Raw genomic sequence first — 14,601 nt, 5'->3', positions numbered from 1 at the left:
ATTTGTATAGATTATTACCATTTCTTTAATTTATTATATGCACCTTATGTGTTAGAATATCCTTGGAGGTGTAAAAATGATTAAAATTACTGTGCCAGGAAAACCCATTAGCAAATCAAATTTTAAACTTAAAAATATTCATGGACAAGTATGGATGCCCAAGGAAGGGAAACACAGTAAATATATTGCCTATGAAAATAAAATTGCAGGATATATCAATCAACAATATGATGGATCTCCTTTAACAGGAAATATTATTACCATTATTAAATTATATTTTCCAGACAAAAGAATGGGAGATCTACACAATTATCCAAAAAGTATTTGTGATGGCATAGAAAAAAGTGGAATTATTGAAAATGATAAACAATTAAAACCTGTCCTCCTTTTTGATTACATAGATAAGAAAAACCCTAGAATTGAAATAGAGTTATATGAAACCAGTAAATATAAAGTTTCTTACCAAATTGATTGTATTGAATAAAATAAGGGTATATATCTTAAAAATACATCATTAAAAAAGAGGAATTCTTTCCATTTATATAGAATACTTCTAAATAAGAAGCAATAAAGGGGGATTTTTTTATGATCGTAAAAGAAATTATGAGTTGCCCTGCTATTACCTTTATGATAACAGATACCGTATTCGATGTTTTAAAAATCATGAATGAAAAAAATATCAATGGCGCTCCTATCGTCAATAAAGAAAATGAGTTAGTAGGAATGATTGTAAAAGCAGATATTTATAGATTTTTAATAGATCCAGGACACTATGGAAGTTGTCCTATCGAATGGGTAATGAGTAAAAACGTAGTTACTGCACAAAGGGATGAACATATTTTATCTATTGCAAAGCGTCTTAGAGAAAATAATATTGTTGCCATGCCTGTTATTGAAAATCATAAGGTAATAGGTATTATTTCTTTTGAAGATATTATTGATTATTTTATAAAAAAACAATCTTCACAAATATAGGACTGCAAATTGCAGTCCTATATTCCTTTATTATTTTCACTTATATCTAATGGATTTCTTAATGTATCATCATATTTGTCTACATATAACTTTCCATATTCATCTAAGCTTGCATACATGACCTCATCTATTTTTTTTACTCCATACATTTTTAACTGATCCATCAAGCCTTTTCCTGTTATTTTTCTTTTTCTTAAATTCTCATAAATTATTTGTCCTCCTATAATGATTTCTGTAGGAATACTTTCTTGCTCTCCTGTTAAATTCAAATCCCCTAATGTAACATTTCTTTTATCTACTCTTTTTATAATGCTCATTTCTCCGTTGATCTCTAAAAGTCCATAGGCTACTTCATCTATTGAAAAACAATCCTTTCCTCTCAAAAGTTGATTGATATCATCTATACTGTATCTCGTTCTTTTTAAATTTGTCTCTAATATTTTTCCATCTTGAATCACAATAACAGGCTCTCCATCTACTAATTTTCTAAAGTTTCTTTTCTTTAAAGAAATATAAGCTACAATCCCCGTTAAAAGACCAAATAGAGTGAGTCCTACCAGATGCTGATACGTTTTTTGATTTACATCTGTAGCTAAAGTTGCTGCAATAGAACCAAATGTGATTCCATTTATATATTCATACAAGGTTAATTGAGATACCTGTTGACGACCTAATAATCTTGTAATAAACAGTATTGAAAAAAAAGCTAAAAAAGTTTGAATGATTACTTCTATTAATATTTTCATTTTTATACCTTCTATTAACATTCTCATTTTTACACCTTCTTTATCATCTTCACTTAAGTCTTAGTTTATTTTGTTTCTATTTGCAAATACTATACATAAAAGAAGGTGTTTTTATGAGTTTATTGTATGAAGGTATTTTTACAGCTATATTTATAGTAGTAGGATTTTTTATCATCTACATTCTTCACAAAAAAGAAATGCTTTAAATTTTCAATGTAAAAAAGAGATATGATTTGACTCATATCTCTCTTATTATAAATATACTTTTTTTCTATTTTATTGAATAGATTCAGCAATTTTTACACTTTCATCTGTACCTAAATTATACGTATACATTAAATATCTTACTCCATTGGCTTCCCAAACAATTCCTTCATCCCCTACAATAGCCTCTTTACCATTTACCTTTACTTTTTTAATGTTGTTAAATGCAGTTTCCGCTGATGATTCTTCGCATATATAGGTTTGAGATATAAATATTGTTTCTTCTGTCTTGTGGTTTATAAAATATAAAGCACATGCTTCATCAAAGATCTCTCCATTATCATCTTTGTAAAACTCACCATAATCAAATTCAAAACCTTTTGGTACATAAGCTGGTAACTTTACATCAAAGCGAGTATATCCATTTAACTTTTTAGAATCCTTTACAATGACATCATCTACTGGATTCTCTTGAGCATTTCTTTCTAAATTTTCCCTTTGTACTGCTTCTGTTATTAATGTTCCATCAGGATCTACACCAAAAACCTTTTCTCTATTTGCATTGTACATTTCATCTTTATTATCTAATGTAATTTTTTCTATTACATGCCCATCTTTATCAAATACTTTTCCTTTAGCTGATTCTGGTATTTCTTGATCCTCCCACTTATAATCTTTATTCTCAAATATTGTTATATTATTCAAAGATAAGCTTTTAATAATCTTATCAACAATCTCTTGAGCAAATGTAGTTTGCATAATAATTGTAGATGCACACAATACACACACAATAGATGCAGCTATGACACCTACTCTTTTTTTGTGACTTACTTTTTTCATATTGGAAACCTCCTTATTTTTAATCCATGTTAAAGTATGTTCGAATTCTTCATTCATATTTTGGGGAATTTCAAAAACTTCCTTTTTAAATTTTTCTTTCATTTTTCTATCAAATAACTTATCATCATTCATCATCATTATTCATCCTCCCCTAATATTTCTCTAAGCTTTGTTCTTGCTCGATTCAGTCTTGATTTAACAGTTCCTTGGGGAATTTCTAAAATTTGTGATATGTTCTTAACAGAAAGATCCTCAAAATAAAATAATGTAATGGTCACTCTCAATTCTTCATTTAATGAATGGAGTGCTTGAATCAAATCCATATTTTGATAACAATCATTATATTTTTCATTTAGAGGATTTATATTTTCATTTAGAGAAATACTTCTTTTGTTTTTTCTTATGGTTTCATTGCACTCATTGATTAAAATTCTTATTAACCAAGTTTTAAAATACTTATCTTTTTTTAAAGTGCATATATTCTCAAATGCTTTGATTAATGTATTTTGAATAGCATCTTTTATATCTTCTTCATTTTTTAAAATTCCTCTAGCTACTCTATACATATTTAATCGATTTTCATCTATGAGTGATAAAAACGCTTGTTGATCTCCACTCTTTGCTTTAGATACGGATGTCTTTTTTCGATGATCGAAAAATGATATAATTTCCATCATATGATCCTCCTATTTTCTACTTAGCTAAGTATTACACTTATTAGATGGATATGATCTGCATAAGGTTCCATATATTTGAAAAGCATTTTAAAAATTTCCATAGTGATTAAAATTATCTTATCTTTCCATATACAATAAAAAATGACTAAGAATTTTATTTCTTAGTCAGTCTGCTGACAAACTATATTTTAGCATTTTTATTTCTTCTCCATGACCTTCTACATCATTCGGTGTTTCTAGAATAAACGGAATATGAGATAGTTTGGGATGCGTAATAATATTTACAATAGCCTCTAACCCAATTTTTCCTTTTCCTATCAGTTCATGACGATCTTTATTACTTCCTAGTTCATGTTTACTATCATTTAAATGAAATGCCTTTACCCTATCTATCCCTATTCTTTGATCAATCTCTTCAATCACCCCATCTAAATCATTGACAATATCATACCCACTTGAATACAAATGACAAGAATCTAGACATAAACCTATTTTATTATATTGGACTCTATCTATAATTTGTTTCATTTCTTCAAAGGATCTTCCCACTTCGGTTCCTTTTCCACTCATAGTTTCTAATAAAATCCAAGTCTCTGTATCATTTGTGATCGTTTCATTTAAAGCATCAATAATCTGCTCTATACTCTTTTCTACTCCTTGTCCTGTATGAGATCCTGGATGGAAATTATATAGACTATTCGGTATATATTTTAACCTTTCTAAATCATCTTTTAACATATTCTTTGCAAATTCACGAATATCTGGTTTAGATGAACATAAATTCATTGTATAAGGAGCATGAGCCAGAATCGGTGCAAAATGATTTTGTTTCATAAGTTCATTTAATTTTTTGATATCCTCTAAATCTAAATCTTTTGCATTTCCTCCTCTTGGATTTCTCGTAAAAAATTGAAAAGTATTTGCATCAATACTTAATGCCTCTTGTACTGCTTTGTAAAAACCTTTGGATATAGATAAATGACAACCAATATGAATCAAAATATTTCCTCCTATTCTATCTACAAACTTTTTTATCCTAAGAACCTTCTTTATCATCATTTAAAGTATTCTAATTTATTAACCATTATAAGCTTAATTTTATCAATATCTAAAACAAGTATATCATTTCTGTACAATAATTTTATATTATATTTTTATTTTCATAATATTGCTTATCACATTTTCAATCAATATAATACCCAATTATTTTATATAAAAATCTCCTCCTTAGTTGATATTTTCTAAGGAGAAGATTTCTCATTTATTTGCAAATATTCTTCCCTTTTATTAATAAAGTAATATTCTTAAATACGGTTCTCTTATCTTCAAGTAATTGGAAAAATACATCTTCTACTATCCCTTCTACTTTAACCAAACCACAGTTTTTACAATCTTGTGGCAATACTAAGAAAGTACTAAAAGGAACATGAAAATGAGCTGCATGTACTGACTGAGTTGGTTCATCTGCTATATATAATACTTTTTGCTTTAATGTTCCTTCTACAATTAGTTTATTTCCTGTCAATACTTGCCCTTCATAAGAAGTTACAACAGGTGTTTTTATATAATAAGTTTCGTCTATTTCAACCTCTACCTTAACTTCTAATATTTCTTCTGCATCTGGCTTTTGAGGAGGGATCACAACATTTTCCTCTACACTTATTTGTTTAAATATTTTAAGACCAGCATCTATAATTACCTCATTACTTTGGGCACTTGCTGTTTGAATCTCTCCAGATGATCCTACTTGAAAATTAAAATCAACTGATGCAATGTTGATTAGTTTTGGTAAACATGGAATAAAATCTACCATGACTTCAAATTCAACTACAATAGATTTTCCAGGCGATAAATCTCCTATATTTACACCCAATAATGGATTTTCTCCTGGTCTTTGTATACCGTTTACTTTGACACTATCTTGAATAAATGATGTTCCTTCTGGAATAGTATCTTTAAATATAATATTTTGAGCGATCAAAGTTCCTGAATTTGTAATAATTACTCTGTAAGTTATAGTATCTCCTATATCAACAACTTTTTTATCTGCACTTTTCACCAAATCTAGTCTTGCTAATTCTACTTGGGTTGTTTCTGTTGACGTATTATTTGTTGGGTCTGGATCTGGCGTTGGACTACTTACTCTGGCTGTATTGGTTAATGTTCCTGCATAGGATGCATCTAGTGTTCCTCTTATGAATATGGTTATACTTGCTCCTGCTACTAAAGTTCCTATACTATATGGGCTTACCCATGGACTAAAGATTATTCCTCCATCTAGTGAAAATTCTGGATTTAATATTTCTACTGGTACTATATCTGCTACACTTACATTTTGGGCATCGGATGGTCCTCCATTGGATACGTCTATTGTATAAGTTAACAACTCTCCTGCCAATATTGGATCTGGACTTGATATCTTTACTACTGATAAATCTGCTAACGTATCGATTGGGGTTGTTATTGTTGTTTCATTGTTTGTTGGATCTGGATCTGGTGTTGTACTATTTATTCTGGCTGTATTCATGACTACTCCCCTACAAGCTGGGTCTACTGTTCCTCTTATTAATATGGTAACTGTAGTTCCTGCTACAATCGTTCCAAGATTTACTGCTCCTGGCCATGCTACCCATGTTAAGCCTCCATCTAGTGAATACTCTGGGTTTAGTATACATACTGGTATTGCATCTATTAATGTTACATTTAATGCATCGGATGGTCCTACATTGGATACTTCAATTGTATAGATTGCTTCTTCTCCTGCTACTACTGGAGCTGGACTTACGGTTTTAGTTATAGATAGATCTGCTGAAGTATCTATTGGGGTTACTATGGTTGTTTCATTATTTGTTGGATCTGGATCTGGTGTTGTACTATCTACTCTTGCTGTATTTGTTATTGTTCCTGTGCAAGATGGATCTACTGTTCCTCTTATCAATATCATAACTATAGCTCCTGCTGCTAAGCTTCCTATATTATAAGGGCTTACCCAGGGACTAAAGGTTACTCCTCCATCTATTGAAAATTCTGGATTTAGTATACATGCTGGTATTGCATCTGTTAATGTTACATTTAATGCATCTGATGGTCCTGCATTGGTTACTTCTATTGTATAGGTTACTTCTTCCCCTGCTACTACTGGATCTGGATTTATTGTTTTAGTTATAGATAAATCTGCTGAAGTATCTATTGGGGTTACTATGGTTGTTTCATTGTTTGTTGGATCTGGATCTGGCGTTGGACTACTTACTCTTGCTGTATTCGTTATTACTCCTGTACATGATGGATCTACGGTTCCTCTTATTAATATGGTAACGGTAGCTCCTGCTGCTAAGGTTCCTATATTATAAGGGCTTACCCATGGACTAAAGGTTACTCCTCCATCTATTGAAAATTCTGGATTGAGTATACATGCTGGTATGACATCTGTTAATGTTACATTCAATGCATCAGATGGTCCTGCATTAAATACTTCTATTGTATAGGTTGCTTCTTCTCCTGCTACTACTGGAGCTGGATTTACTGTTTTAGTTATAGATAAATCTGCTGAAGTATCTATTGGGGTTACTATGGTTGTTTCATTGTTTGTTGGATCTGGATCTGGTGTTGTACTATCTACTCTTGCTGTATTTGTTATTGTTCCTGTGCATGATGGATCTACGGTTCCTCTTATTAATATGGTAACGGTAACTCCTGCTGCTAAGGTTCCTATATTATAAGGGCTTACCCATGGACTAAAGGTTACTCCTCCATCTATTGAAAATTCTGGGTTTAATATACATACTGGTATAATATCTGTTAATCTTACATTTTGCGCATCTGATGGTCCTGCATTAAATACTTCTATTGTATAAGTTGCCTCTTCTCCTGCTACTACTGAAGCTGGACTTACTGTCTTTTCTACTGATACATCTGCTGATGTTTCTACACGTGTCTCCACTGTTGAAGTATTATTTGTTGGATCTGGATCTGGTGTTATACTACTTACTGTTGCTGTATTACTTGTAGTTCCTCCTGTATAAGATGGGTCTACGGTTCCTCTTATTAATATTGTAACTGTAGCTCCTACTGCTAAGGTTCCTATATTATAAGGGCTTACCCAGGGACTAAAGGTTATTCCTCCATCTGTTGAAAATTCTGGATTTAATATTTCTGCTGGTACTATATCGGCTAAACTTACATTTTGAGCATCGGATGGTCCTGCATTTGATATATTAATTGTATATTCAATTTGTTCTCCTGCTACTACTGGAGCTGGACTTGCTGTCTTTACTACTGATACATCTGCTGAAGTATCTATTGGAGTTACTATGGTCGTTTCATTATTTGTTGGATCTGGATCTGGTGTTGTACTATCTACTCTTGCTGTATTGGTTATTGTTCCAGTACATGATGGATCTACGGTTCCTCTTATTAATATAGTAACTGTACCTCCCGCTACTATTGTACCTATATTGTAAGGACTTACCCATGGACTAAAGGTTACTCCTCCATCTATTGAAAATTCTGGATTTAGTATACATGCTGGTATTACATCTGTTAATGTTACATTCAATGCATCTGATGGTCCTGCATTAAATACTTCTATTGTATAAGTTGCTTCTTCTCCTGCCACTACTGGGTCTGGATTTATTGTTTTAACAATAGATAGATCTGCTACTGGATCTATTTGTAAATAATAATCTTCAACTTCTCCATCTGATGCTGGCCCTATACTTCTTGTATCTTCATCTGTTGGTAAAGGATTTTGATTGATTAGCTCATCTGTTGTAAGTCTAACTCTTGCAAAGGTATGATCTGGTGTTAATATAACACCTACAGGTACTGTAAAGTTTAATACTACTTGTTGCACTCCTGGAGCTGATGGTACTACTACAACTGGTGCAGCCTCATTCCCCTGGAATACCCCATCTTGATTAAAATCTATCCATCCATATACATTGGCTGGCAATCCTGTTTCATTTACCACATCTACTGTTAAAGAATAACTTGTATCTGTTGCCAATAATGGCGTAAGTGGTAAAGTAACACCATCATCTTGTATTCCCTGTGGTATATCATCTCCTGTAGCATCTGTAGTTAAATTGGCATAAGCATCTGCTTCACCTGTTACTTGAGTTCCTAAAGTTAATCTATTTAGTATTAAATGTCTAGGTCCATTATTAGCAAATAATGTGTTATAGTCATCTGGTCCAGTTCCTGGTGTTAAATCTGGAGCATCCCCATAGTCTACTAAAACTTCAGCATTGCCACACAATGCTCCATCATTTAGCTCTGCTGGTATACTTTGAGCAAAAGCTATACCTGTAGCCGTATTACCTGAAATTGTTATACGATAAACAACTCCGGTATCATTATTTATTGCATACAGGGTACCATCAGCCCCCATGAAGGTAGCTCCATAAGCACTCCCAGTAGGAATACCATTTGTTGTTAATACTGTAACAGCCCCTGTTGTTGGATTAACCATTACTACATTACCAGTAGCGCCATTTACACCATACAGCATACCGTCACTTACACTATAGGACCAATCCGCTACATTAGTAACTTCTGATAATGTTACTGTATTTATTACTTGCCCAAAGGTTGGTGAGTTTTGATTTACATCAACTACATACATTGTTGTCTGAAGTTGTCTAGTTACATACATATTCCCTTGATCATCTATATCAGCTACATTATATCTTCCTGGTGATGGTGATGGTAATCCTGTAATAGCTCCAAAATTAGTTATACTTCCATCTTCTGCCACCCTTACAAGATTTGTACTATTATCTTCTATACCATATATCATATCATCTAGAATATTATATCCAATTGCATTAATGTTGACTCCCATATCAGGATTTACTACAGTTGCAGTACCTGTTACTAAGTTAATCCTTACCAATTGGCTATTGGTAGCTCCTGCTTCTACAGCAACTTGATACGCAATGGGTCCACAAAAGAAGATATTTGGATTATCATGACCATAATTTCTTCCATTAATAATAGCATCATTATTTATCTGGGTTTGAGTTACATTTATTGTTTGTGTTCTAAAAGTACTGGAGTTTGTAAATCCTGCCGGTTGTCCGAAGGTTGTAGGTGGACAAGTAGCACCTGGATCTATATCAGTTTCATAAACAGTATAATTACCAGCTACAGTAAGATTTGAAAAAGTATATACTCCAGCTAAATCTGCTTGTACTGTGGTACATACTCCATTAGGATCACGTATAACCACATAAACATTAGGTATCCCGGGTTCTCCTGGATCTAATACACCATTATTATTTAAGTCATTAAAAACTATTCCAGTAATAGTTGCAGCCATATATTACCCCTCCCATCTAATATTTTTCATCCTTTTGTATATAATAGCCATATTCGCTACTTAAGTTTCTAACTTATCCTTGTTTCATTTACTTACTTGGTTATTCATTTAAAATTCAACTTAATAAAATAATTACCTACTATATAATATTTATAATGACTGCTTATGTGTATAGTAATTTTGTACATAAGCTTCATTTATAAACAAAGGACATACAATAAATAACACCTTATTGTATGTCCTAATCAATTAACATTATTTTAATATTTTCCAACGAGAAGATTTCTCATTTATTTGCAAATATTCTTTCCTTGTATGAATAAAGTAATATTTTTAAATACGGTTCTCTTATCTTCAAGTAATTGGAAAAATACATCTTCTACTATCCCTTCTACTTTAACCAAACCACAGTTTTTGCAATCTTGTGGCAATACTAAGAAAGTACTAAAAGGAACATGAAAATGAGCTGCATGTACTGACTGGGTTGGTTCATCTGCTATATATAATACTTTTTGCTTTAATGTGCCTTCTACAATTAGTTTATTTCCTGTCAATACTTGCCCTTCATAAGAAGTTACAACAGGTGTTTTTATATAATAAGTTTCGTCTATTTCAACCTCTACCTTAACTTCTAATATTTCTTCTGCATCTGGCTTTTGAGGAGGGATCACAACATTTTCCTCTACACTTATTTGTTTGAATATTTTAAGACCAGCATCTATAATTACCTCATTACTTTGTGCACTTGCTGTTTGAATCTCTCCAGATGATCCTACTTGAAAATTAAAATCAACTGATGCAATGTTGATTAGTTTTGGTAAACATGGAATAAAATCTACCATTACTTCAAATTCAACTACAATAGATTTTTTAGGCAATAAATCTCCTATATTTACACCCAATAATGGGTTTTCTCCTGGTCTTTGTATTCCGTTTACTTTGACACTATCTTGAATAAATGATGTTCCTTCAGGAATAGTATCTTTAAATATAATATTTTGAGCGATCAAAGTTCCTGAATTTGTAATAATTACTCTATAAGTTATAGTATCTCCTATATCAACTACTTTTTTATCTGCGCTTTTCACCAAATCTAGTCTTGCTAATTCTACTTGAGTTGTTTCTGTTGATATATTATTGGTTGGATCTGGATCTGGCGTTGTACTACTTACTCTGGCTGTATTGGTTAATGTTCCTGCATAGGATGAATCTACTGTTCCTCTTATGAATATGGTTATACTTACTCCTGCTACTAAAGTTCCTATAACATATGGGCTTATCCATGGACTCCAGATTATTCCTCCATCTAGTGAAAATTCTGGATTTAATATTGCTGATGGTACTATATCTGCTACACTTACATTTTGGGCATCGGATGGTCCTCCATTGGATACTGTAATGGTATAAGTTAGCAACTCTCCTGCCAATACTGGATCTGGACTTGATATCTTTACTACTGATAAATCTGCTGAAGTATCGATTGGGGTTGTTATTGTTGTTTCATTGTTTGTTGGATCTGGATCTGGTGTTGTACTATTTATTCTGGCTGTATTCATGACTACTCCCCTACAAGCTGGGTCTACTGTTCCTCTTATTAATATGGTAACTGTAGCTCCTGGTACCATTATTCCTATATTATAAGGACTTACCCATGGACTGAAGGTTACTCCTCCATCTATTGAAAATTCTGGATTTAGTATACATGCTGGTATTACATCTGTTAGTGTTACATTTAATGCATCTGATGGTCCTACATTGGATACTTCAATTGTATAGATTGCTTCTTCTCCTGCTACTACTGGGTCTGGATTTACGGTTTTAGTTATAGATAGATCTGCTGAAGTTTCTATTGGAGTTTCTATTGTTGTTTCATTATTTGTTGGATCTGGATCTGGTGTTGTACTATCTACTCTTGCTGTATTGGTTATTGTTCCTGTGCAAGATGGATCTACTGTTCCTCTTATCAATATCATAACTATAGCTCCTGCTGCTATTGTACCTATAACATAAGGATTTACCCAGGGACTAAAGGTTACTCCTCCATCTATTGAAAATTCTGGATTTAGTATACATGCTGGTATTGCATCTGTTAATGTTACATTTAATGCATCTGATGGTCCTGCATTGGTTACTTCTATTGTATAGGTTACTTCTTCCCCTGCTACTACTGGAGCTGGATTTATTATTTTCACTATAGATAGATCTGCTGAAGTATCTATTGGAATTACTATGGTTGTTTCATTGTTTGTTGGATCTGGATCTGGTGTTGTACTATCTACTCTTGCTGTATTTGTTATTGTTCCTGTGCATGATGGATCTACAGTTCCTCTTATTAATACAGTTACGCAGTCTCCTTCTGCAATAGTTCCAAGATTTACTACCCCTGTCCATGCTGCCCAGGTTACTCCTCCATCTAGTGAATACTCTGGATTTAAGATACATGCTGGCATTGCATCTGTTAAACTTACATTTTGTGCATCTGATGGTCCTGCATTACATACCACCATTGTATAGGTTGCTTCTTCCCCTGCTACTACTGGATCTGGATTTATCGTTTTTACTACACTTACATCTGCTGATGTTTCTACACGTGTCTCCACTGTTGAAGTATTATTTGTAGGATCTGGATCTGGTGTTGTACTATCTACTCTTGCTGTATTTGTTATTGTTCCAGTACATGAAGGATCTACAGTTCCTCTTATTAATATGGTAACTGTACCTCCTGGTACCATTGTTCCTATATTATAAGGGCTTACCCATGGACTAAAGGTTACTCCTCCATCTAGTGAAAATTCTGGATTTAATATACATACTGGTATAATATCTGTTAATCTTACATTTTGAGCATCGGATGGTCCTGTATTGGATACTTCTATTGTATAGGTTGCTTCTTCTCCTGCTACTACTGGATCTGGATTTATCGTTTTTACTACACTTACATCTGCTGATGTTTCTACACGTGTCTCCACTGTTGAAGTATTATTTGTTGGATCTGGATCTGGTGTTGTACTATCTACTGTTGCTGTGTTTGTTATTGTTCCTGTGCAGGACGGATCTACCATTCCTCTTATTAATACAGTTACGCAGTCTCCTGCTGCAATAGTTCCAAGATTTACTGACCCTGTCCATGCTATCCAGGTTACTCCTCCATCTAGTGAATACTCTGGATTTAACAAACATGCTGGCACTGCATCTGTTAATGTTACATTTTCTGCATCTGATGGGCCTGCGTTACATACTTCCATTGTATAGATTGCTTCTTCCCCTGCTACTACTGGGTCTGGATTTATCGTTTTTACTACACTTATATCTGCTGATGTTTCTACACGCGTCTCCACTGTTGAAGTATTATTTGTTGGATCTGGATCCGGTGTATCTGAATCTACTGTGGCTGTATTTGTTATTGTTCCTGTGCAGGACGGATCTACTGTTCCCTTTATTAATACCGTTACACAGTCTCCTTCTGCAATAGTTCCAAGATTTACTGACCCCGTCCATGCTATCCAGCTTACTCCTCCATCTAGTGAATACTCTGAATTTAACAAACATGCTGGCACTGCATCTGTTAAACTTACATTTTCTGCATCGGATGGGCCTGCGTTACATACTTCCATTGTATAGATTACTTCTTCCCCTGCTACTACTGAACTTGGATTTACTGTCTTTACTACACTTATATCTGCTGAAGCAACATCTATCTGAAGCCCTAATAAATTTGGAACATATGCATCGTTTACTGTAGAAAGTCTCAGTAATGCACTAGTTTGAGAATTCACCATAGTTGAACTTACATCTACATTTGTTATATCATATCCAATACGTCCACTAGCCAATCTATTCGCTGTAGATGTAGGATGTGGTTGATTGGCAGTACCAAAAGTTCCATTTGTGTCTAATTGTCCTACATTTGCACTTTCTGAATCACCGTTGTTTATTTGAGAAGCAAAGAAGTTATCAACATCATTATTAGGTCCTGATAATGTTGTTAAACTTCCAGAATCAGGTCCAAATTGTACTATATCACCATTAACATCTGGATCTCCTTCTCCTGCACTAATCATCAACCTAGCCTCTATAGGACCAGAAACCGGCGTAAAAAATCCTGATACTGGTACATCAACACTGGTATTTGGTGTTACAGGATCATATGCTGTCCATATAGTCATATTTCTATATGGTAAATTAGGATCTGAATAAATTATTCCAAGAGTCCAACCTAAATAATTATTTTCAACTGGAGGATTATTAGGAGTACCTCCAAGTGCACCTGGAACTTGCTGAACACTATAAAATCCTGAACTTGATATTAAATTAGTTACATTTGCACTCCTAAAATATTGTTCAACTCCTTGATCTGTTATATTAATACCTGCTGTTGCTGGATCTGGTGCTACTAAACTACTTCCGCTTGGTGTATTAAAGATAATAGAATTATCAATAAAAGCTGTAGCATCTTGTTCCCCTGTTAAATAAGTTCCTGACCAACATAATTCTGCATACAAAACTGTTGCTGTAGGTGGAATATTTATCAATGAATTTGAACCATTTTCTCTCCAATCAAAAGTAGTTCCTAATGGATAAGTTGTTGCTTGCAAACTATTATTTAAACTTGTAAAAGTTCCAATACCATTTGCATTAACACTTGTACTACTTCCATCTGGTGGACTAAACAATCCTAAAAGACCTAAAGTATTACCTGCAAAAATCATAGATCCTTTAGTAGTTGTAGTATATCTTAAAATTGTTGCCACGGTATCATCTCTCCTTTTTCATAAAATTTCAAATTTAACTCAATAAAATCCTTGGCTACTATATAATATTTACAATATCTAGTTGTGTG

General features: G+C 33.2%; 8 protein-coding genes. 2 read left to right on the top strand and 6 right to left on the bottom strand.

The genetic code is table 11. The features are described 5' to 3' along the window. Window positions 1-76: 76 nt before the first annotated feature. Together BN2409_RS10620 and BN2409_RS10615 are read left to right on the top strand one after the other, a co-directional pair. A complete protein-coding gene (locus tag BN2409_RS10620) occupies window positions 77-484 on the top strand; it encodes a RusA family crossover junction endodeoxyribonuclease (RefSeq protein ID WP_053956611.1) in 408 nt (135 codons plus the stop codon). Between the two features lie 101 nt (window positions 485-585). Then, on the top strand, window positions 586-975 hold the full coding sequence (locus BN2409_RS10615; protein WP_053956610.1) for a CBS domain-containing protein: 390 nt from the start codon (window positions 586-588) through the stop codon (window positions 973-975). Window positions 976-992: 17 nt separating this feature from the next. Here BN2409_RS10615 and BN2409_RS10610 read toward each other — a convergent pair whose 3' ends face one another. From BN2409_RS10610 to BN2409_RS10585, 6 genes are all read right to left on the bottom strand, one after another. Then, window positions 993-1,748, bottom strand: a complete 756-nt coding sequence (locus BN2409_RS10610) for a YetF domain-containing protein (protein WP_242847949.1) — start codon at window positions 1,746-1,748, stop codon at window positions 993-995. Window positions 1,749-1,997: 249 nt separating this feature from the next. Further along, a complete protein-coding gene (locus tag BN2409_RS10605) occupies window positions 1,998-2,903 on the bottom strand; it encodes a DUF4367 domain-containing protein (protein ID WP_053956609.1) in 906 nt (301 codons plus the stop codon). Further along, window positions 2,903-3,439, bottom strand: a complete 537-nt coding sequence (locus BN2409_RS10600; RefSeq protein ID WP_053956608.1) for an RNA polymerase sigma factor — start codon at window positions 3,437-3,439, stop codon at window positions 2,903-2,905. Before BN2409_RS10600 ends, BN2409_RS10605 begins: the two co-directional genes overlap by 1 nt. 168 nt (window positions 3,440-3,607) lie before the next feature. Beyond that, on the bottom strand, window positions 3,608-4,441 hold the full coding sequence (locus tag BN2409_RS10595; RefSeq protein WP_053956607.1) for a deoxyribonuclease IV: 834 nt from the start codon (window positions 4,439-4,441) through the stop codon (window positions 3,608-3,610). Window positions 4,442-4,703: 262 nt separating this feature from the next. Continuing rightward, window positions 4,704-9,761 carry a DUF7507 domain-containing protein gene (locus tag BN2409_RS10590; RefSeq protein ID WP_053956606.1) on the bottom strand — a complete coding sequence of 1,686 codons (5,058 nt, stop codon included), beginning with the start codon at window positions 9,759-9,761 and terminating at the stop codon, window positions 4,704-4,706. A gap of 290 nt (window positions 9,762-10,051) precedes the next feature. Beyond that, entirely contained in the window at window positions 10,052-14,512 is a 4,461-nt protein-coding gene (locus BN2409_RS10585; RefSeq protein ID WP_053956605.1) for a DUF7507 domain-containing protein, read from the bottom strand. Between the last annotated feature and the right edge of the window lie 89 nt (window positions 14,513-14,601).

Origin of the sequence: Inediibacterium massiliense (genome assembly GCF_001282725.1) — a bacterium.
GTDB lineage: Bacteria > Bacillota > Clostridia > Peptostreptococcales > Thermotaleaceae > Anaerophilus > Anaerophilus massiliensis.
This window is presented reverse-complemented; position numbering and strand designations above follow the sequence as displayed.

What these genes read in the sequence shown, in the direction of transcription:
- BN2409_RS10620 (WP_053956611.1), top strand. Translation starts at nt 77, where the DNA reads ATGATTAAAATTACTGTGCCAGGAAAACCCATTAGCAAATCAAATTTT.
- BN2409_RS10615 (WP_053956610.1), top strand. Translation starts at nt 586, where the DNA reads ATGATCGTAAAAGAAATTATGAGTTGCCCTGCTATTACCTTTATGATA.
- BN2409_RS10610 (WP_242847949.1), bottom strand. Translation starts at nt 1,748, where the DNA reads ATGAGAATGTTAATAGAAGGTATAAAAATGAAAATATTAATAGAAGTA.
- BN2409_RS10605 (WP_053956609.1), bottom strand. Translation starts at nt 2,903, where the DNA reads ATGATGATGAATGATGATAAGTTATTTGATAGAAAAATGAAAGAAAAA.
- BN2409_RS10600 (WP_053956608.1), bottom strand. Translation starts at nt 3,439, where the DNA reads ATGGAAATTATATCATTTTTCGATCATCGAAAAAAGACATCCGTATCT.
- BN2409_RS10590 (WP_053956606.1), bottom strand. Translation starts at nt 9,761, where the DNA reads ATGGCTGCAACTATTACTGGAATAGTTTTTAATGACTTAAATAATAAT.